Annotated in this window: 22 protein-coding genes and 1 pseudogene; 10 read left to right on the top strand and 13 right to left on the bottom strand. The window is 68.4% G+C overall.

Going from position 1 to position 18,366, the window contains the following annotated elements; translation table 11 throughout:
- Positions 1–120: 120 nt before the first annotated feature.
- The 7 genes and pseudogenes from KM933_RS23490 to KM933_RS40330 all read right to left on the bottom strand — a co-directional run bounded on the left by KM933_RS23490 (position 121) and on the right by KM933_RS40330 (position 5,017).
- A pseudogene (locus tag KM933_RS23490) lies at positions 121–950 on the bottom strand (IS5 family transposase).
- 44 nt (positions 951–994) lie between these two features.
- On the bottom strand, positions 995–1,231 hold the full coding sequence (locus KM933_RS23485; protein ID WP_221355333.1) for a hypothetical protein: 237 nt from the start codon (positions 1,229–1,231) through the stop codon (positions 995–997).
- Entirely contained in the window at positions 1,228–1,725 is a 498-nt protein-coding gene (locus KM933_RS23480; protein WP_221355331.1) for a hypothetical protein, read from the bottom strand. Before KM933_RS23480 ends, KM933_RS23485 begins: the two co-directional genes overlap by 4 nt.
- Before the next feature lie 122 nt (positions 1,726–1,847).
- A complete protein-coding gene (locus tag KM933_RS23475) occupies positions 1,848–4,052 on the bottom strand; it encodes a coiled-coil domain-containing protein (RefSeq protein WP_221355329.1) in 2,205 nt (734 codons plus the stop codon).
- Between the two features lie 136 nt (positions 4,053–4,188).
- Entirely contained in the window at positions 4,189–4,566 is a 378-nt protein-coding gene (locus tag KM933_RS23470; protein ID WP_221355327.1) for a hypothetical protein, read from the bottom strand.
- Between the two features lie 122 nt (positions 4,567–4,688).
- Positions 4,689–4,811, bottom strand: coding sequence for a DUF5999 family protein (locus KM933_RS23465; protein WP_221355326.1), 123 nt, complete (start codon positions 4,809–4,811; stop codon positions 4,689–4,691).
- Positions 4,812–4,891: 80 nt separating this feature from the next.
- The gene (locus tag KM933_RS40330) at positions 4,892–5,017 is read right to left on the bottom strand and encodes a hypothetical protein (RefSeq protein WP_308013524.1); all 126 of its coding nucleotides are present in this window, start codon (positions 5,015–5,017) and stop codon (positions 4,892–4,894) included.
- Between KM933_RS40330 and KM933_RS39600 the strand changes: the two genes are divergently transcribed.
- Both KM933_RS39600 and KM933_RS23455 read left to right on the top strand, forming a co-directional pair.
- Positions 4,974–5,267 (top strand): site-specific integrase, encoded by a 294-nt coding sequence (locus KM933_RS39600; protein ID WP_308013523.1) that lies wholly within the window; start codon positions 4,974–4,976, stop codon positions 5,265–5,267. The genes KM933_RS40330 and KM933_RS39600 overlap by 44 nt on opposite strands.
- Positions 5,209–5,991, top strand: coding sequence for an SDR family NAD(P)-dependent oxidoreductase (locus KM933_RS23455; protein WP_221355324.1), 783 nt, complete (start codon positions 5,209–5,211; stop codon positions 5,989–5,991). Before KM933_RS39600 ends, KM933_RS23455 begins: the two co-directional genes overlap by 59 nt.
- 109 nt (positions 5,992–6,100) lie before the next feature.
- Here KM933_RS23455 and KM933_RS23450 read toward each other — a convergent pair whose 3' ends face one another.
- From KM933_RS23450 to KM933_RS23435, 4 genes are all read right to left on the bottom strand, one after another.
- Positions 6,101–6,259, bottom strand: a complete 159-nt coding sequence (locus tag KM933_RS23450; protein WP_308013522.1) for a DUF5999 family protein — start codon at positions 6,257–6,259, stop codon at positions 6,101–6,103.
- Positions 6,260–6,448: 189 nt separating this feature from the next.
- Positions 6,449–6,763 (bottom strand): WhiB family transcriptional regulator, encoded by a 315-nt coding sequence (locus tag KM933_RS23445; protein ID WP_221355320.1) that lies wholly within the window; start codon positions 6,761–6,763, stop codon positions 6,449–6,451.
- Between the two features lie 83 nt (positions 6,764–6,846).
- Entirely contained in the window at positions 6,847–7,389 is a 543-nt protein-coding gene (locus KM933_RS23440) for an ATP-binding protein (protein ID WP_260334059.1), read from the bottom strand.
- Positions 7,390–7,484: 95 nt separating this feature from the next.
- Positions 7,485–8,321 carry a hypothetical protein gene (locus tag KM933_RS23435; protein WP_221355315.1) on the bottom strand — a complete coding sequence of 279 codons (837 nt, stop codon included), beginning with the start codon at positions 8,319–8,321 and terminating at the stop codon, positions 7,485–7,487.
- A gap of 411 nt (positions 8,322–8,732) precedes the next feature.
- Between KM933_RS23435 and KM933_RS23430 the strand changes: the two genes are divergently transcribed.
- The 5 genes from KM933_RS23430 (at position 8,733) to KM933_RS23410 (ending at position 12,752) form a co-directional block, all read left to right on the top strand.
- Positions 8,733–9,488, top strand: a complete 756-nt coding sequence (locus KM933_RS23430; protein ID WP_221355314.1) for a GntR family transcriptional regulator — start codon at positions 8,733–8,735, stop codon at positions 9,486–9,488.
- 669 nt (positions 9,489–10,157) lie between these two features.
- Positions 10,158–10,862, top strand: coding sequence for a hypothetical protein (locus tag KM933_RS39595; RefSeq protein ID WP_260334058.1), 705 nt, complete (start codon positions 10,158–10,160; stop codon positions 10,860–10,862).
- Positions 10,859–11,449, top strand: a complete 591-nt coding sequence (locus tag KM933_RS23420; RefSeq protein WP_221355310.1) for a cysteine hydrolase family protein — start codon at positions 10,859–10,861, stop codon at positions 11,447–11,449. Before KM933_RS39595 ends, KM933_RS23420 begins: the two co-directional genes overlap by 4 nt.
- Positions 11,446–12,354: an NAD(P)/FAD-dependent oxidoreductase gene (locus KM933_RS23415; protein ID WP_221355308.1), complete on the top strand. Its 909-nt coding sequence runs from the start codon at positions 11,446–11,448 to the stop codon at positions 12,352–12,354. The genes KM933_RS23420 and KM933_RS23415 overlap by 4 nt, the downstream gene beginning before the upstream one ends.
- Before the next feature lie 101 nt (positions 12,355–12,455).
- Positions 12,456–12,752, top strand: a complete 297-nt coding sequence (locus tag KM933_RS23410) for a helix-turn-helix transcriptional regulator (RefSeq protein WP_221355305.1) — start codon at positions 12,456–12,458, stop codon at positions 12,750–12,752.
- Positions 12,753–13,722: 970 nt separating this feature from the next.
- Here KM933_RS23410 and KM933_RS39590 read toward each other — a convergent pair.
- Positions 13,723–14,016, bottom strand: a complete 294-nt coding sequence (locus KM933_RS39590; RefSeq protein ID WP_260334057.1) for a hypothetical protein — start codon at positions 14,014–14,016, stop codon at positions 13,723–13,725.
- 607 nt (positions 14,017–14,623) lie between these two features.
- Between KM933_RS39590 and KM933_RS39585 the strand changes: the two genes are divergently transcribed.
- On the top strand, positions 14,624–15,385 hold the full coding sequence (locus KM933_RS39585) for a hypothetical protein (protein WP_260334056.1): 762 nt from the start codon (positions 14,624–14,626) through the stop codon (positions 15,383–15,385).
- 399 nt (positions 15,386–15,784) lie between these two features.
- On the opposite strand, the gene KM933_RS23400 is transcribed toward KM933_RS39585, so the two are convergent.
- The gene (locus tag KM933_RS23400) at positions 15,785–16,798 is read right to left on the bottom strand and encodes an ArsR/SmtB family transcription factor (protein WP_221355302.1); all 1,014 of its coding nucleotides are present in this window, start codon (positions 16,796–16,798) and stop codon (positions 15,785–15,787) included.
- A gap of 217 nt (positions 16,799–17,015) precedes the next feature.
- Between KM933_RS23400 and KM933_RS23395 the strand changes: the two genes are divergently transcribed.
- Entirely contained in the window at positions 17,016–17,444 is a 429-nt protein-coding gene (locus KM933_RS23395; protein WP_221355300.1) for a hypothetical protein, read from the top strand.
- A gap of 94 nt (positions 17,445–17,538) precedes the next feature.
- A complete protein-coding gene (locus KM933_RS23390) occupies positions 17,539–17,928 on the top strand; it encodes a hypothetical protein (RefSeq protein ID WP_221355298.1) in 390 nt (129 codons plus the stop codon).
- Positions 17,929–18,366: the final 438 nt, after the last annotated feature.

Genomic DNA, 18,366 nt, shown 5'->3' with positions numbered 1-18,366 from the left:
GCACGCCACGCGCGGCACGCGGCACGCGCGGCACGCGTTGGGATCGCCGAAGGGCCGCTCCCGGGGATCGGGAGCGGCCCTTCGTGCGGGGCGCGGGGAGCTAGGTTCTGTCGTCAAATGTCACGCCCACATCAGGAGTGAGGCGAGAGTGATGGCTGCTTCGTAGGACTGGGTGGTCTTGTCGTAGCGGGTGGCGATGCCGCGCCACTGCTTCAGGCGGTTGAAGCACCGCTCCACGACGTTGCGGTGCTTGTACGCCTCGCGGTCGAAGGCTGGCGGCCGGCCGCCGCGGCTGCCCCGCCGGGCCCGGTTGCCGATTTGGTCGGCCCGCTCGGGAATCGTGTGCGGGATGCCGCGGCGGCGGAGCCAGGTGCGGATCGCCTTCGAGCTGTAGCCCTTGTCGCCCAGGACGTGATCGGGCCGGACGCGGGGACGGCCGGGTCCGATCCGGGGCACCCGGATCTGTTCCATCACGGCGGTGAACCGGGTGCAGTCGTTGGTGTTGCCGCCCGTCACGACGAAGCCGAGCGGACGGCCCCGGCCGTCGCAGGCCAGGTGGATCTTGCTGGTCAGACCGCCCCTGGACCGGCCGAGGGCCGGGTCGCAGAGCCCTCTTTTCGAGCCCCGGCGGCATGCTGATGGGCCCGGACGACCGTGGAATCGACCGACACCAGCCAGTCGATGTCGCCCGCCGCGTCGGCCTTCGCCTGCGCGGCCCGCAGCATCCGCTCGAACGTCCCGTCCGTCGCCCACCTGCGAAAACGTGTATGCAGCGTGGCCCACGGCCCGTAACGCCCGGGCACATCCCGCCAGGCCGTCCCGGTCCGGAACTTCCACACGATCCCGTTCAGGACCCTGCGGTCATCCAGCCGCTTCCGCCCCCGCAACGACACGGGCAGCAACGGCCGGACGAACTCCCACTCAGCATCAGACAGTTCATGACGACGTATCACGCCGTCATGATCCACCAGGGATGATCATTTGAAGACACCGCCTAGCCGACGTGGCGGCTGTGGACGTTGTGCAGGGCGAGTGCCACCTCGCGGATGTACGCGGTGTCACCGTCGCGGGAAGCCTGCGTGCCCCGGATATTCACAATCCGAAGCCAGGCGTAGAAAGTGCCGAGGTCCTTGCCGTGCCGCTCAACCAAATCCTGTTTGATTTTGCGCTCGTGTTCCGCACGGTTGAAATCCTTCCGCTCTGCTTTCGTGAGCGGGCGACCTGCACTCACGCCGACTCCTTGCGGTCCAGATTGTAAATCGACGTGGGACCACCATAGCCCGGATTCGGGCTCTGCGCACCCTGCTGACCCGGGTTTTCCGGGGCGGCCTGGAGCGTCGGATTGTTCTTACGCGCTTTGATCTGCGCCTTTTCCTTTCGAATCTTCTTAACCTCCTTCACCTTTTCGTCGTGGGCGTGGCGCTTATGCGTGCTCTTTTCCAGTCCCGATGTGACGCTCTTGAGGTCCTTGAGGACTCCATTCAGCGAGTTTTCCACCGGGAAAGAGCGCAGGAAAGCCTGGCCCCACTTGTCACCGTCCACGCGGACCCCGCGGCAGTGCACGCGGGCCTCGCGCTGGAGGATCTCCAGCTTGGCCTGCATGTCCAGCACGACCCGGTGGAAGTCCGCGAGGTAGTGCGCGTAGGCGTCGGGGTTCTGCGCGATCTCGCGCAGCGCCGCATGCGGGTCGTCGAAGAAGGGCTGGCCGTTGTTTTCGGTGCTCACGGGGTCCTCCGTGGGGGTCGGATCTGCTGTACTCGGGGGCTGTCGACTGTCTTCCGGCAGTCGCAGTGAGGGCCAGCCCGCTTCCTTCGGGCTGGCCCTCACTGGTGTGTGCCGGACTCGGATCACGTCAGGTGCTTGTCCGCGTCCTCGGGGCGCAGCAGGCCGGCCTTGGAGAGCAGGCGCACCGCGCGGTTGTTGTTGACGGAGAGCTGGTTGCGGACCTGGTAGAGCGTCACGAACCCGTCCTGGCCGCGTGGGAGGTTCTGTACGAGCGGCAGGAGTTCCTCGTCCGTCCGTACAGGCGTACCGGGACGCTCCGTACCTCCCGTACCGGTGGTTCCGGTTGCGGGAGAGGACGCGCCATCCGTACCTGTACGGGCCCCCGGAACACCCTCGCCGTTGGGCTGTGTACGGACGCTGATGGCACCGGTGCGTCCCTGTACGGTCGCGCTGGCCGTCCCGGTACGCCCGGCAGCCGCCGTACCTGTACGCGCCGCCCCCTCGGAGGGGGTGTGTACGCCGCCTGTACGGTCGCTGTATGCCCTGGTCACCGCCGCTTCGGCCTCGCCGTCATGCGGCGGGTGCGAGGCGGGGCGTACAGGGTCCGTACCGTCCCATCCGGTGCCCGCGCCGTCGGTGCGGACCGCGTTGTGCGCGGCGTACAGGTCGTGGCTCGCGCCCTCTGTACGGCCGGAGGACACCGCGTCCGATCCGTCGGTACGCCGGTGCGTCCCTGTACGGGCGGGCATTCCGTTTCCGCCGTCCGTACCGGTACGGCCGACCGCAGCGGCCGCAGCACCGTGGCTGTTCGTACCGTCGTCGTGCATGAGCGTGTGGACGCGCCAGATGACCGCCACGAAGATCAGCACCACGAACGTCGTCAGCTGCCAGGGAGCCGACTGCCCATCCTTGACGAGGTGCGCCTGCTCGGACAGGTGGTAGGTCACGTTCGCCGACGCCATCAGCAGCAGCGCGTACGGGATGTCCTTCTTGGCCCGGAACGCCGTGACGCAGTAGACGTCGATGCTGACCGGCAGCAGCGGGGCGACGTACTGGTTGATGCCGACCATGCGGGCCAGCTCGTACTCGCCGGAGGCGGCGAGCCCGACGCCGGCGGCGAGCGCGATCCACGGGGCCGTCTTCCACGCCTTGCGGCTGATGTTCTGCTGCCAGCCGTTCCAGCGGGAGGCGGACTTCTTCGCCTCGCGGGCCTCATCGAGCAGCCGGCGGGCACGGGCCTCATCGGCCTTCGCCCGCTCGGTGACTGTCTTCGCCTTGCGCTCCGCCTCGGTGGTGATGCGGCTCGCTTCCTTCTGGGCGGCCTGGCGCAGCTGCACCGCGACGGTCTTGGCTTCCTCCCGCAGCCGCTCGCGCTGCTTGTCGCAGGCGGCCTTGAGTCCGGCGAGTTCGTCGGTGAGGACCTTGCGCTTGGCAGCGGCCTCCGCGTCGAACTGGTCGGTGAGCGCGCGCAGCTTCTCGCGCAGCTCGGTGCGGGCGGCCTCCGCCTCGGAGTGCGCGGCCGCGACGCGGTCGTCGGCCTCGCGGCGCCGTTCGTCGGCGGCCTTGACCGCGTCCGCGTACAGCGCCTCCGCCTCCGCCCGGCGGCCGTCGTACTGCTCAGCCGCCGTCGCCGCGAGCTGAGCGAACCGCTCGCGGGCCTGGTCGACCTCCCGCTGCGCCGCGGCCACCAGGGCGGCGGCCTGCTCCTGGGCGCGGGCGAGGATCTGGCCGGCCTCGATGCGGCGCTGGTCGACCAGGGCACCGAGCTCGGTGAGGTCGGCCTCCGCCAGGCGGCGCAGCTCGGCAACCGCCGTCGCCGTGGCTGCGCGGTCGGTGGCGGCCAGCTCGGTGAGGTCAGCGACCTGCGCTCGGGCCTCCGTCACCAGAGCCTTGGCACGGTCACGGGCCTCCGTCAGGAGCCGGTCGGCTTCACCGCGCGCCGCCTCCAGGTCCTTCTTCGCCGCCGCGCGGTGCGCGGTGGCCTCCTGGTCGGCACCGTCGGTGATGCCCGCAGCGCGGGTCTGCGCCTCGGTCATCAGCACGGTGACCTGCTCGTGCGTGGCGGCGACCGTACGCGCGGCCGCACTCTCGGCTTCCGCCTGGAGGGCGGCGGCCTCCTCACGCGCGAGGTCGATGACGTCGGCGGCCCGGTCGGCGGCGTCGGCCAGGACCGGGTCGGCCTCCGGGTGCACCAGCGGCACCGTCTCCTCGAGGGCGGCGGCCTGGGCGGGAACGGAAGCCGGTGGCGCCGGTGCCTTGGCGCGCCCGTTGGGGGGCTTCGGGTTCGCCGCGGGGCGCCGGCGGCGTGCGGCGGGCTTGGTGGCCACGGAATGTCCTCTCTCTTCCGGGCGCCTCCGAGAAGGGGCACCGTGGATCTGCGGTGGTGGGTAAGGTCGCCCCAGGCCCTCCGGGGCCCCGGCAGCTTGAATGCCGGGGACTCGGAGGGCCGTTGTGCTGTGGTGGTCAGCGCCGGACGGGCAGCGTGCTGTTGTCCTGCGCGAGGTGCTGGCGCAGCCAGGCGACGGCGGCCGGGGTCATCGCCCCGGTGTCCGGCTCGCTCAGCGGCGCGGTGTCGATGTCGTGCATCGCGTCGGCCGCCGGGAGCGGCCGCATGTAGTCGGGGTCGATCCCGGCGCGGGCGCGGTTGCCGCTCAGCTCCGTCAGGTCGTAGAGGAGCTTGCCGTTGTGGACGTTCGTCCAGGACCGCTCCACCCGGCCGACGAAGGTGTGGCCGGGCAGACCGAGCCAGAACCGCTCGACGTCGCGGAACAGGACTATCTCCCCCTTGATGTAGTGGGTCTTCGGCCGTACGGCGGGCTGTGTCTGCGGCTGCTGTGCCATGGGCTCTCCTCGTATCGCGTGCACCGGCGGGGCCGGTCGTCCGGGCTGTCCGGCTCTCAGTCACCGCCCGTTCCGGCCGCCGGAGTTCGGCGGTCGGTGCGGGCGGATCAGGCAACCGTCAGTCAGGCCGCGACCGCGAAGGGCCGGTGCGGGGCGACGACGCGTCCGTCGGGGAGCAGCTCGCCGGTGTCCTCGACTATGCCGATCAGCCTTCTGGGTGTCTTTGATGTCCAACTCGCTGTCACAGGAGGGCCTTTCGGCGCTACATGGACGGGCTCTGTTCGCCTGTCCATGTCGTCCTGGGGTGTGGTGTGTCGTTCGCTGTTCAGAGGTTGCGGCTGTCCGAGGACGTTCCCGTCTCGTACACCGTGGTGGGGAGCGACGGCCTGCCCGTCGACGCGATCGAGTTGTTCCTCGCGTACCTGGCTGCGACGGGCTCCTCGCCGAACACGGTGCAGAGCTACGCGTACGACCTGCGGGACTTCTTCGTCTGGCTGAAGCAAGATCCGACGACTCCGCGCCCTGTCCGTTGGGCAGGCGAGCCCCGTGATCGGTGGCCGCTGAGCATTGGCCTCGAATCAGGGAACGGATCATTGCCGCGTGCCATGGTCGGCGCGGATCACGCCTGCCTAGGGTGTGCGCATGACACGCTTCGAGGGCTACGGGGTATTGATCACCGGCGCCGGCCAAGGCATCGGTGAGGCAATTGCGCGACGGTTCGCGGCGGACGGCGCGAACGTGCTCGTCACGGACCGGGACTCTTCGCGCGCAATGCGTGTGGCCGCCGCGATCCGCGACAGTGGCGGCACAGCCGAATCGCATACGTGCGACGTTGCCGACCGCACCGCAGTTGAAGCCGCTGTTGCCCAGGCGGTGGCTTCTTTCGGAAGCCTCGACGTTCTCGTCAACAACGCCTACTCGTGCCATCCCGATCCCACGCACTTCGAGGATCATGAGGACGGCCCCTGGTATCAAGACTTCGAGATCACTTTGCACGGCGCCTACCGCTGCGTTCGCGCCGCCTTGCCATATCTGGCAGCAGCCGGCGGGCGAGGGGCGATCGTCAACATCGGCTCGGTCAACGCTGAACAGCACTTCGGTTGCCACGCCTACAGCGCAGCGAAAGCCGCGCTGGCCTCGCTCACCCGAACCCTCGCCGTCGAATGCGCCCCGCGCGGCGTCCGTGTCAATCTCGTCGAACCCGGCACCATCCGCACCAGCGCCTGGGAAAACCGTCAAGAGGCCCTTGAACACGCCGCCAGTCACTATCCGTTGGGCCGAGTCGGCGAACCCGACGACATCGCTGCCGCCGTCGCATTCCTCGCCTCCGCGGACGCAGCATGGATCACCGGAGTGACGCTGCCAGTCGAAGGCGGCCTGCTCGTGGGCAATCTGGCCATGCTCCGCGAGATGCCCCAGGAGTAAGCAGCCGCAGAACTGCCCCCGCAGCCGCACCATCCGTCCCGCTGCTGATGTCACATCCGGGCTCATAGCAGTTCGCGAGCAAGACATGTCCATCACGCAACGTTCCAGCTCAACGGCCATGCCAGGCGCCGGAAATCGACATAACGTCGAAGAGCACGACGGCGTTGCAGAGCAGGCTCCAGCCCTGCTCCGGGTGAGCGGCCACGACGTGCGCGGCCTCCGCGTCAGGGCTGTCGGCCGTGGGGCATTTCGGGGTGTGCGTGCACAGCGAGTCCGGCAGCGTGGCGCCGGTCGTCGCGGTGTCGGGCTGGGTGCTGCTGCGCATGGGCTCTCCTGCGGGGATGCGGGCCCGAGACTCTCCCGGGCTGGAGGCGTGCGGAAGGCCGGCCGCCCGTGGTGCGGGCGGCCATTGGGTGGCAGTGCTGCAGGGCGGGCAGTGAGTTGCTTGTTGCTCCCGTCAGGCGGAGGCGGCCGCGGCGCGCCCGCGGGCCGCGCGGCGCTTGAGGGAGCGGCGCTCCTTCTCGGACAGCCCGCCCCACACGCCCGACTCGTTGCGGTCCAGCGCGCCCTGGAGGCAGCTCTCGATCACGGGGCAGCGTCGGCAGACGGCCTTGGCCTCCTCGATCTGGAGTAGCGCCGGGCCGGTGTCGCCGATCGGGAAGAACAGCTCGGGGTCCTCTCCGATGCAGGCGGCGCGGGGCCGGTCCGGTGCGGCGGTGGAGACGGGCGCGTAGGCGTGGCTGCGTACGAGGGCGACGGACACTCGCTTCATGTGGATCTCCCAGAAGGGCCGGGTGCGAAACAGCCCCGGGGCGGTATCCCCGGGGCTGTCTCATGGGTGGGCGGTGGGCTGTACTACCGGGCGATGCGGCAGCGGATCTGCTTGCCGACCGGGGAGGGCACGACGTCCCAGCCGGGCGCCAGCACGTCCAGCAGGCCCAGGCCGCGCCCGGACTCCGCGGTGTCGCTGTCCATCGCTGCCGCCACCGTGCTGCGGCACGGCAGCACGGTGGCGGCAGGGTCATGCACGTTCACCTGGACGCTGCGCCCGGTGACGTACACCTCCACGACCAGCGGCACATGGTCACCGCAGGCCCGCACGGCGTTGCCGCACAGCTCGGAGACGAGCCACGCAGCGGTGTCGGCACTGTCCTGGCCGGCCCCGTACGCCGTCGGTACCGACGCGGTCAGGGCGCGCACCGTGCTGAAGGCGGCCTCGGAGGCGGTGATGTGGGCGACGAAGCCGCGGTCGCGGTACTGGACGTACAGGCCCGCAACGCGGGCCGGAAGAGCCGGCCGCTGCGAGCGGCGCTGGTCGGCCATGTGGGCCCGGCGCAGCATGTCGTCCATGTCCGGGCTGTTGTCGGCCCGTGCGCTGGGAGGCGCGGGAGATGTCATGATGGGAGCCAAGGTTTTTCCTCTCACGGATTGACCTGCTGAACGGCCCTGGGGTGCGATCCCGGGGCCGCGGTCGTTCGTCTCGATGTGCAGGGTCAGGCGGCCGACGTCGCCGGGGCCTTCCGGGCGTACTGCTTGCCCGGTTCGGCCTGTCGCTGCTCGTGCGCCGCCGTGTCCTTCGGCGCCAGCGGAAGCAGGGGGCCGCGGAACTCGGAGACCGTGCCGGCCTGCCGGATTCGGCAGGCGTTATTGGCCTCTTCGACCGTCGTGCCGCTGCGCTTGGCCAGAGCCGTCTTCGCGTCGGCCGTGGCCTCGTGGTGCTTGGCCCACTCGGCTGCGGTGTTCTTCGCAGCGGCCGCGGTGTAGGAGCGGTCGAATCGGGTTCGCTCACGGTCCAGGACCTTGCGCTGCTCGTAGGCTGCGGCAAGTTTCGCTCCTGCGGCGCAACGCTGGTTGCCGGTGCAGCGTCCGGGTGCGCCGCTGCTCTGGCACTTCTTGAAGTGCTCCCGGTAGGCGGCGAGGGCCGTCTGCGCGGTGGGCACGGCCAGCTTGGTGACGGTCTTGGCCGGGGCCGGGAGCGGCTTGTAGTGCTGGCGGGCGGAGCGGCGCCCGGTCGCGGTGCTGTCGGCGGCGAGCATCGCCTCGCTCCACTGCTCGACCGGGATGTCGAGCTGGACGACCTGGTTGCTTCCGTCGCACCGGACGTGCTTCTGGCCTTCGGTGACCTTGTCGCTGACGCAGTGTTCGCGGATCACTAGCTTCGTGTCGCCGATCAGCCGGCGCCAGGTGCGGCAGTCAGGGCAGACGAGGGACTTGGCCTCGCCTTCACGGACGTTGATCTCCTGAGGGTCGATCTTGCTGAGCAGCATCGGCTCGCGGCGGTTGTCGCGCTTGGTGCGGGTCCGACCTGGTCGCTTGCGGTTCTTCGCCATCGCGTTCCTTCCGGGCGAGTGAGGCGAGTGCTGCCCTCTCTGCCGCGCCAGGCCCGGCCTTGCGGCCGGTTTGGTCCTGGCGGACAGACAGCGCAACTTCGCTGTTCAGAGGTGGTTCGGGTGGAGCTATTCGGTACAGGCGTCTCGACCGGGGGAGCGCGGGCTCGACCCCATTGCCCCGCCTCCGGAGAGACGGTGACTCCTGCTGTTGATCAGTGCTGCAGGGGCAGTCGTTCTTGACGAGACGACCACCTTCGCAACTTCGATATCGAAGTTGCAGTACGATGGTGCGTTACATCTCTATCGATGTCAAGAACTTCGATAGAGATGCTTCCTCGCCATGCAAGTCGCAAGCCGTAGCTGACGCTGAGCATCGAAGCCTTTAGGATCGCTAGCGAAGTTAGGAGACACATGGCAGGCGGAAAGGGCTCTGAACAGCCCAGATATCTCCAGATCGCTGACGAGCTGAAGGCTGCGATCGAGCGTGGGGACTACCGACCCGGTGATCGGCTGCCGGGGGAGAACGCCCTTGCACCGCAGTACGGCGTTGCCGTGATGACGGCTCGGCGGGCACTGCGCGCGCTCACCAACGAAGGGCTCGCGGAGGCGCGGAAGGGCGCTGGAGTGTTCGTTCAGGCATTTCGCCCTATTCGGCGACGCGGTATTCAGCGTCTGGCGCAGGACCAGTGGGGTGCCGGGAAGTCGATCTGGTCGGCTGACGAAGATCGTCCTCTGACAGTCGACCAGGTCTCCGTGCAGGAGGTCGTTCCACCGGCGCGCATTGCCGAGATGCTCGACCTGGATGCCGGCGAGACCGCTTGTGCCAGGTCCCGGCGCTTCGTCCTGGACGGCCGGCCAGTCATGCTCGCCACCTCGTACCTGCCTTACGCCCTGGTGGAAGGTTCGGCGATCACCCAAGCCGACACAGGGCCAGGAGGAACCTACGCTCGCCTCGCTGACCTCGGACATGGACCGGTTCGCTTCCGGGAGGAGATCCGCGGACGGCTGCCCACTGCTGAGGAAGCGGCCACGCTGGGCATGTCCCCTGAGCGCCCTGTCCTGAAAATGTGCCGGACAGCCTTCGACGCCCACCAGCGAGTTGTTGAGGTCAACGAGATGACCCTCGATTCCGCCTCGTACGTCCTGGACTACGAGTTCGATGCCTGACGGCACGCAGGACTCGACGCGAGCACGGCACTGGAGTGTGCTCGGGATCGCCATGGTTCCTCCGGCCGGAACTGCGGGTGTGGATCAACAAGAACCAGCATCCGCACCGAGGACCTTGAGCGAGATGCCCGACCGTGGAAGTGGTGTAGCAACAGCGTGGCAATAGGGCCGTTGATGCCTGGAAGGTGACCGCCAAGGGGGTGTGTAGTGATCGCTGTGGACAGGTGGACAGGTGAGGAGGCGCTGCTGTTGAGGTCGGTGATGCGAGCGTCTGTGCGCGAGTTCGCCGGCCGCCTCGGCATCAGCCCTCGGACCGTCTCGAACTGGCAGCGGAACAAGACGAGCGTCTGTCGTCCCCAGATGGCCCAGATCCTGGACACGACGCTCCTTCAGTGCACCCCGGCGGAACAGGAGGCGTTCAGCCTCCGTCTGGCAGCGCTGCGTGGAACGTCAGCTCACCTCATCCCGGAGCCGGCAGCGCGTCCGGCACCGTGCATGGTGGTCTCCCACAAGTTCTTGCCGGTGTACCTCGGTGAGTGCAGTACGCCTCTCTACGCTGTGGGTTCGCCAAGCGAGCCAGGGCCAGGCGGCTTGGAGCAGCGAGTCCTGCCGGCTGACCACCACTCCGCGCAGTCGTCGACGGTCCACATATACGCCTGCGGTGTCGCGGTGGTGCATCTCGAAGAGCACCACCGTCTCGAGTCGTTGACCGAGTTGGCGGTGTGGCGTTACCGCACGTACCTGAAGGAACCAGGCTGGGTAGGCAAGCGGATGGCTCACCTGCTGGCCCGCCACGGCGACGACAAGCACCAGCCTGCCCAGTCACTCATTCCCCAGTACGTGCTATCGGCCTACGAGCTCCGCACGCATTCTTGGTCAAGCGCCGGTCTGGACACGGCTCTCCAACTGCTCGCTACGCCATCAGTGCTGGTCAACCGGCAGAACCCAGATGTGGTGCCGCTGGGGCCAGGCGTAGAGGAAGCCAAGTTCCGTGACGGCTGGGCTCACCCCGAGGCTGTGACATTCGACGGCGGAGTCTCCCGCGGCGTCGTCGGCTGGTCTGGTGTCGCCTATCACCCGCAGCAGGACGAGCGGGCTCTGACCATGAGCCAGATCGTGGCCCTTGAGCTTGACGTACAGGCTCTCTGGGCCCTCTCGTCGCACATCCTGCACACGATCGAAGACGGCCAGGACCCGGTGATGCCGACGGCCTACGGCTGGCGCTTCCTGCGCAGCGCCTACTTCCGGCTCACTACCGCGCGCCCCACTGAGACCGCCCAACACCGGGTGATGCGCGAGGCCATCCTGGCCACCAGCGAACTTCCTGATCGGCTGCGCGCCGCCCAGGATGCTCTCCGAGACAGCAATCCGTGACGGCCATGTGGAAGGCGGAGTGGGTGGACCCTCGATCAACAGCACTGCTGGTCATTGATGTGCAACAGGGCTTCATCAACCAGCACAGCCGCGGGGTCATCCCTGCGGTCGTTCGGCTGGTGGAGGGCTGGCAAGCAGTCGGCGCTCCCGTGGTGCTGTCGCGGTTCCACAATGAGGCCGGGTCACCGTATGAAACGATCACGAAGTGGACGCGATTGCGTACTCCCGAGGAACAAGCCCTCGTTGCTGAACTGGCCCCCTTCGCAGGCAGTGCCGCCGCGATCATCGACAAGCCCCAGGCGTCAGTGTTCACCCCTGAGGGCGCCCGGACCATCCGCGAGGCGGGTTGGACCGATCTGGTGCTGTGCGGCATCGACACGGACGCGTGTGTATACGACTCCGCTGTCGCCGCCTATCAGGCGGGATACCGGCCGTGGATCGTCACCGACGCTTGTGCCTCCACCGGCGGCGCCCGCTACCACGACGCCGCGCTCCTGCTCGCCTCCCGAAACATCGGCGCTGAGCAACTGATCACGAGCGAAGTGGTCTTGTCCCGAATCGGCGGAACGCAGGGAGCCCACGCATGAACACACCGCACGAGATGGATGTGCTGGTAGTCGGCGCCGGCCCATCAGGCGTGGCGGCCGCGGTGATGGCGGCCAGTCTGAACCTTCGAACGGTCGTCGTGGAGGCTGACTCGGTAGGCGGAAAACTGCACGTCATCGGGGCACTGGAGAACGTCCCCGGCAACTGGTCGACCGGCCCCCAACTTGCTGAAGCCCTTGCCGCCGACCTGGACCGTCTACAGCAGGCTGACCGATGCTCCATCGTCCAGGGCCATGCGACGAGGGTTAGCGGCTACGACGACCGAGCGGAGCTCGTACTCGAGGACGGACGCGTACTGAGTGCACAGCTGATCGTGGTCGCCACTGGTGTGGCCGCCTTGGCCCCTCCCGACGCCGACTGGATCAGCGCTCCCGCACGCATGTCCGTGCCTCCGCTGTGGCGCACCAACCCTGCGGACCTGGCAGGCCGGACCTACGTCCTCGGAGGGGACCGCCCCCTCGGAACGTGGCTCCGCACCCACCCGAATTGCTCAACGACGCTGCATGTCCTCTGTCCGCCGGCAGATGACTACAAGATCGCCGAAGTCGCAGGGGATGACCGTGTGCGCATCGCGCCCGTCTCTCACGTCGTCCTGTCGCCGATGACCTACGGAGACGAGTGGAGCTTGCAGGTCAAGGACCGGCAAGGTGAACGCAAGTCCTACGTCGTCAAGACTCTGTTGAACAATCTCGGCAACAAGCCAGCGGGTTTGGAGGGCCTCGCCTCGAGCGAGGACGGTTACTGCCCTCCCGGCAAACAGCACCCTCGGATTCGGGTCGCTGGCGACTTGAGGTCGGCGCAGTTCCAACGCGTCACGACGGCGCAGGGCTCTGGGGCGGAAGCTGTGCTCGCGTCCTACTACGCCTCGGTCCTGAAGCCATGCTGAGGCTTGATGCCCACTGGCCTATCGGCGTATCGCTGCATGGTGGCCCAGATCGATCCCGTGGTGTATCTTTCAGGGATTCAGTGATCATGAGAGGTTGGGGCATGTCCGACGCGGATCCCATGCAGCGGGTCAACGCTCTCCTCGACGACGTCCTGCCGACGCCGCGAGTGCGTCAGCAGCTGCGCCTCGCTGCGGGGCTCACCCAGCAGGAAGTCGCGGATGCCGTGGGCGTGAAGCGCCTGGCTGTAGCCCGCTGGGAGCTAGGTCAGACCCACCCCCGGCGGCCCCATCGCGCGGTCTACATTCACTTGCTCAAGGGACTCGCGGAGCGTTTCCCCGATGTCACTGAGCTGGATGCGGGCAGCACGACGCCGGCCCCCAAAGGGGGGTCGGGATGACCTAGCGGCTATCGGCCGCGCGCGCCAATAGGTGGAATGGCATCCACTGGCCTCGCGCGGCCCGTCTCGCCGACCATCAGGTCGGCCGCCCAGTCCCCGGTTGGCCCCGGTTCTGGGCTCCAGCTCATGGAGCTGATCTTCACCTAGCAAAACCCCGCCTTGGCAGGCGGGCACCCGGTCCGCTTTGGCAAGCGGGCCACCCCGGCTCTCCAGGAGCCCCTTTGGCAGGGGGCCTCTGTTGAGCCACCAGCGTCACCCCAGGTTCCGGCGGCTTTGGCAGGCCGTTCGGCGCTCGGGGCTCCGTCCGTACAGAGCGCTCGTCCGTGGTCGGGTCCCTTGGCAGGGGCCTGGTCGCGGTCGGGGCGTCCATATGAAGGTTGGTGTCCCGTAATAATGCACGAGAACGGTGTTCCCTGTCAGCTCGACCTTGTCCGTTTCGCCCCGGTTCAGGCTCAGCGATCTTCCCGTGTGACGGGATCGTCGCCCGACTCGTCCCTTCTTGTGCATTTCGTGCAGAGCAGCGGTTTCGGGGCGGGCTCGCCGGACGCGACCGTGGCGTCGGCTGCCCGGTTCGTCCACCCGCTCGCGGAGTTCGTCCACACCCCCGTCGACGACGTCCTCGAGGGAAGCGTCCCGTGTGACGGGACGGGTTCCAAGATTGTTGCCCGCCCGGCGGAAGCGCGGGGGGCGATCGGGGCTGCGCGGGCTCTGTCCACAGGCTGTTCGGTGCACGGTCAGCAGATGGATCACGAATCGCGCGTTCCGGCTGCTCCGGGAGGTGTCCGCTTCGGCGTGTACACCGGCCCGGTGGCAACACAGTCGATGTTGCGACGTTCGGCCCTTGCGGTATCCGCCGCTCCTGCCGGGGCGGTGGGCCGGTGAGTGCTGTCGTGGAGCCGGTAGCTGCGCCGGCGGGTCTAGTTCGTCGGCAGCGGGTTCGTGTGCCGATGAGTCTGGTCCGGTCGCCGTACTACCAGGACGTGGCACTGTCGGTGTACGTGAAGGTGAAGGCGTTGGCGTCGCGGCCGGAGGGCTGCCAGGCGCGGACGGAGACGATCGCGTCGTACCTGGGGCTGTCCACAGCGTCGGTGGAGCGGGGGATGACCCAGCTGCGCCGTCCGGGCCCGGACGGTGTGGTGGAGCTGCGTTCGGAGCGACGCACGATGCCGGGCGGGACGGGGCAGTCGGCGGTGCGCACGGTGCGGCCGATGTCGCGCGTGGAGGCGTTCGTGTGGCTGCCTGTGGCGACTGCGGAGGACCTCACGCCCCGGCAGCTTCGGGTGTACGCGCTGGTGGCGTACGCGCAGGCGCGGGGGATCGAGCTGACGGAGGCGGAACTCGCCTCGTGTCTGCAGCACCATTCGGGCAAGAAGACCGGCGAGGCGCTATCGGTGACGGCGGCGTCGGCGGTCGTGGACGAGGTGGAGGCGGCGCGCTGGATGACAGTGCAGCGGCGTGCGGGGGCACGGGGCCGGAACCTGTACATCGCGCACGACCTTGCTCCGGAGGCCCGCGCGGACGTCCCCGCCGACCCTCGCGGCGATGTCCCGGAGGCCGGTAAGGCGGCTGTGAACGGTGGTTCTGAGGGGGCGGCCAGTTCCCAAGTTGGTGAGGGATCGGGTTCCCCGGTTGGTGAGGGATCCCTCGCGAATAGGGAAGTACCTATGACTGACTCACCTGATGACGGGCGAGCGCTCTTGTCACCCGGCGTAGGCGAGGTACAGGTGGGTAGGGCGGCTGGGGCTGTGGAAAACCCGGCCGGTGGTGAAGCTGCGGCTGTCGCGGGCGAGGGTGGTCTCGCGCTTCGCGCGGGTGGACAAACCCAGCCCTCTCCCTCGAAGCCGAAGAACCGCAGCAGTCGAAGCGGGGCCGTGGCCCGGTCGTACGACGGCCCGCGGCTGGCGATGAACGCGCAGATCTACGCCGTGCTGGAGCCGGTGCACTGCCTGCTGGAGCAGGTGAACGATTTCGTGGCGCGGAAGGTGGCCCGTGAGGTGGGCCGCCAGCTGCGTGAGGGCACCGACCCGGAGCGGCTACAGCACCGGCTGACCGCCCGGCGGGCCAAGGTGATGCTCTGCGACATCCGGGACCCGGGCCGCTGGCTGCTGGGGGTGGCTCTGCCCAGGTGGGGCTGCGGCTACCAGGACTGCGAAGCCGGAGTGATCTGGCGGACCGGCGCTGCGTGCGAGATCTGCGCGCAAGTCGTCCAGGACAAGGCCGCCGCCCGGCAGCGCGAGCAGCGCATCGCCCGGGGCCTGTGCCCCGAACACGGCAACCGTCCCAACCCGTCGGGGCGCTGCGCGGCGTGCGAGCTGGACGACGCGACCGCCAAGCCGGCCCCGGCCATGGTGGTGCAGCAGCGGGTGCCGGACGGTCCGCCGCGCGGTGACTGCGGCGACTGCGGTGCGCGGATCATGCTGACCGGCCGAGCCCTCGAGGACGGCCTGTGCAAGCTGTGCCGTGAGGAAGCCGCCGCCCTGGCCGCCGACCAGGCGCCCCCGGCTCCGGGCGTGAACGCGGAGCGGGTGTGCTCGGGCCGGGACGGGCATGCCCCGTGCGGCCGCACGCCCCTGCCGAGCCGCCCTGTGTGCGCCCGCCACCGGGCTCAGGAGCTCGCCGGGGCGGTGGCCTGATGTCCCAGGAACAGCAGCCCAGCGGCGTTGACCTGGCCCGGGTCACCCTGCGCGCCGCGAAGAAGGCGGCACGCAAGAACGGCGGCCGCGCGCAGCAGCCCAAGCCCCGCACCTGCCCGGCGCGACGGGCGCGACCCGATGGGCCTGGGCGACGTCCTCGGGGCGCTGGTCACCGAGCGGGCCCGGGAACTCCCGGCCGCCGACGCCACGCTGCGCGAGCGGTGGGTGGCCATCGCCCCGGACCTGGCCGGGCACGTCGCGGCCGTCGCCTTCGACGCCGACTCGGGCTGGCTCACCGCAGTCGAGGCCGCGTGCGCCCCCGGTCACGACGGTAGTGACCAGCACCGCGGACCGGAGCGCATTCGCCAGAATCAGCCACTAATCCGACTAAAACACTCATTAAGGACGGCCCGCGCCGCGCAGCAGGTTATGGGCCCTGGCTGTGCGGTGGTAGCGGACCTGGCGCCCCTCGCGTTGCCGTCCGACCAGGTCCGCGTCCAGAAGGCGGGAGAGGTGGAAGGAGACGGTTGCGGGGGTGAGGTGATGCAGTGCGGCCAGCTCTGTGGTGGTCCGAGGCCGGTCGATGCTTTGCAGAAGGCGCATCCGAGTGTCACCCAGGACAGGCTCCATACGTGGAGGGCCGGTCCTGGTAAGGGACAAGGGGACAACGAGTTGGGCGGCGTCGGGACGCTGGGGAGCGTGCAGTCCAACTCGGCCCAGGTAGAGGGTGGGGACCAGGGTGATGTGGTGGGAGCCCGTGACCGAACCCCGGTGCTCCGAAGCGATCTCCAGAGCGCTGTTCTGCCAGCTAAGTGCGGAGTGCAGAGCGGAGAGCGCACTTCTCAGGCCCTCACGGGCCGTCACCGCGCTGTGCCGCTCGATGAATTCCTCGAACCCCGCGGTGAAGACAGCCCATCTGGTCGCGAACACCGTCGACCACAGAAGGTGAAGCTCAGCGGCCAGCCGGTCGGGCAGATCGGTGCCGGCGGCCTCAATGCGAGCACGGACGCGTTCGTCGACTCCACCCAGTTCACCTTCTCTCAACCATGAGCAGCGTCGGCGGCGTGCGGCGCCCCCGGCGAGGAACGCCGTGAACTGGGACCGCAGCGCTTCCGTTCGTGCCGTGGCCACAGCGTGGAGCTGTTCCTCGACCGATGGCAGAAAGCTGGGCGGAGAAGGTGTCAACAACTCCGGCAGATAGGCCACATAGCCCTGGACGACGGCCGACAGAGTGGGAAAGCAGCCGGTGCGCAGGGCGACGCGAACCTCGGCGGACGCCGGGGACTGGACGGGTGCGGACGGCCGTGCTGCGCCCTCGGCCACGGCGACCAGTGCGGCAGCCAGCTCCCCCACCGGTGAGGTGGCCCACCGCAGACCGGCCAGCCGCTCAGCGGGCATCTCCACACGGATCATGCGTCCCCTGTCTTCTGGCCCTCCGTGCCGGAGGGCTGCCCTGATCGTAGGACGGGCTACCGACGGAGGGCATGGCCGTTTTCGGCTGTCATTCGGAATGGGCGAGCATTCGAACCTGGTCTAATCAAGGCGCGGACACGGCAGCGCGCAGGCAGACTTCGAGCACCGGCTGGACCATGAACCGGTAGCAACCGACCTCGAATTTCCTAGGAGGCCCATGCCTGTGCGTCCCGTTCTGCACGCCCTCGCCGCGGTGGCCGTCGCTGTCGGCCTCGCGATGGTGCCGGTAGCCGCCCATGCCGAAGCGCCGGAGATCACTCAGGCGTATAGGCAGAAGTGCACGGACATCGGCAACGGCACGTTGTGCATCGACATCACCGGCAGCGAGAAGCAAAACGGTGTCATCGGCGTCGGTTACTGGAAACATTCCGGCGCCCAGGTCAGGGTGCAGCTCGGCTGGCAGAACACCGAGGGGGGACTCGCCAACATGCATCCCGAGATCCATACCCTCGGGGCCGGCGGAAGCACCGGCACTCAGACCACTCCCACCTACCTGGCTCCGGGATGCGTCTATCCCATCCTTAAGGTTCTCAGCTCACCGCAGACAACGATCCTCGGGCAGAAGGCGTGCGTGCCTGTCGAATAGGACCGTGCTCGCCCCCCATAACCGGCGGCGCCCATACGCGGTTCATCATCGTCTACGACTGCAAGCCCACGAACTACCAGAGAAATGAGAATTCATGAACACGCAGACACAGCACCGCGCCCGCCTTTTCGGGCTGCTCGCAGTCGTCGGAGCTACCGGCGCCCTACTCCTGTCCGCCCCAGCGGCGGGGGCCGTCGAGAAAGCTCCGCCGCAGATGCACGCAGCCGCTGCCCAAGAGGCTGCTGCTCCAGGCGACTATCTGGGAACAGGCGTCAGGATACGAGCGGCAGCTGACGGCAACTCCACGGTCGTTGGCCTCGGCTACGCGGGACAGGGCGCGACCGTCTACTGCTACCGGAACGGTCCCCACACCGAACCGAACAAAATCGCCACCTGGTACTACCACCGCAACAACGCCACGGGGGTCACCGGTTGGTCCAATTGGGACGTATTCCGGCCGTCCGGCCAGGTGCCGCACTGCTGAACGGGTGCCCGGCAGGTGCGCCTGCTGCCTGGCCCAAGGCATCAGCGAAGCCTGGATCCTTATCGCCCTCGCTGCCGGAATCTGGATCCTCCTCGGGGTCCGTTTCGCAGATGTAGGCACCAAAGGACTTCCTGACCAGAAGTAACTTTTCCGCGCTTCGTCCGCCTGCAGCAGCTGCATCCGCCTACAAGCGGGCGCATGTCCCATATCCCGACTGCGTGGAGTGTGATGGCCGGGTGGAATATTTCGTGCGAGGCCACCACTGGAACGACGGCAACCTGCAGGACCGCTACCAGCCCGCCCGGACAACTCCACCTCCAGTGACGGGTTCGCAGCGGTATCGCGTATCCCGAACAGCTTGAAAACGGGTGGACTGGATCCGACGAAAGGATCCAGTCCACCTACTGGTACAGCTGAAAGCTCTTTACCAGTGTGGTG

Origin of the sequence: Streptomyces beigongshangae (assembly GCF_019710745.1) — a bacterium.
GTDB lineage: Bacteria > Actinomycetota > Actinomycetes > Streptomycetales > Streptomycetaceae > Streptomyces > Streptomyces beigongshangae.
The sequence above is the reverse complement of the archived record's forward strand: the minus strand, read 5'-3'. Positions and strand labels throughout refer to the sequence as shown.

Excerpts from the sequence above, each read along its gene's own strand:
- KM933_RS23470 (WP_221355327.1), bottom strand. The coding sequence starts at position 4,566 with ATGGCACAGCAGCCGCAGACACAGCCCGCCGTACGGCCGAAGACCCAC.
- KM933_RS23455 (WP_221355324.1), top strand. The coding sequence starts at position 5,209 with ATGACACGCTTCGAGGGCTACGGGGTATTGATCACCGGCGCCGGCCAA.
- KM933_RS23445 (WP_221355320.1), bottom strand. The coding sequence starts at position 6,763 with ATGAAGCGAGTGTCCGTCGCCCTCGTACGCAGCCACGCCTACGCGCCC.
- KM933_RS23440 (WP_260334059.1), bottom strand. The coding sequence starts at position 7,389 with ATGACATCTCCCGCGCCTCCCAGCGCACGGGCCGACAACAGCCCGGAC.
- KM933_RS23435 (WP_221355315.1), bottom strand. The coding sequence starts at position 8,321 with ATGGCGAAGAACCGCAAGCGACCAGGTCGGACCCGCACCAAGCGCGAC.
- KM933_RS23430 (WP_221355314.1), top strand. The coding sequence starts at position 8,733 with ATGGCAGGCGGAAAGGGCTCTGAACAGCCCAGATATCTCCAGATCGCT.
- KM933_RS23415 (WP_221355308.1), top strand. The coding sequence starts at position 11,446 with ATGAACACACCGCACGAGATGGATGTGCTGGTAGTCGGCGCCGGCCCA.
- KM933_RS23410 (WP_221355305.1), top strand. The coding sequence starts at position 12,456 with ATGTCCGACGCGGATCCCATGCAGCGGGTCAACGCTCTCCTCGACGAC.
- KM933_RS23400 (WP_221355302.1), bottom strand. The coding sequence starts at position 16,798 with ATGATCCGTGTGGAGATGCCCGCTGAGCGGCTGGCCGGTCTGCGGTGG.
- KM933_RS23395 (WP_221355300.1), top strand. The coding sequence starts at position 17,016 with ATGCCTGTGCGTCCCGTTCTGCACGCCCTCGCCGCGGTGGCCGTCGCT.
- KM933_RS23390 (WP_221355298.1), top strand. The coding sequence starts at position 17,539 with ATGAACACGCAGACACAGCACCGCGCCCGCCTTTTCGGGCTGCTCGCA.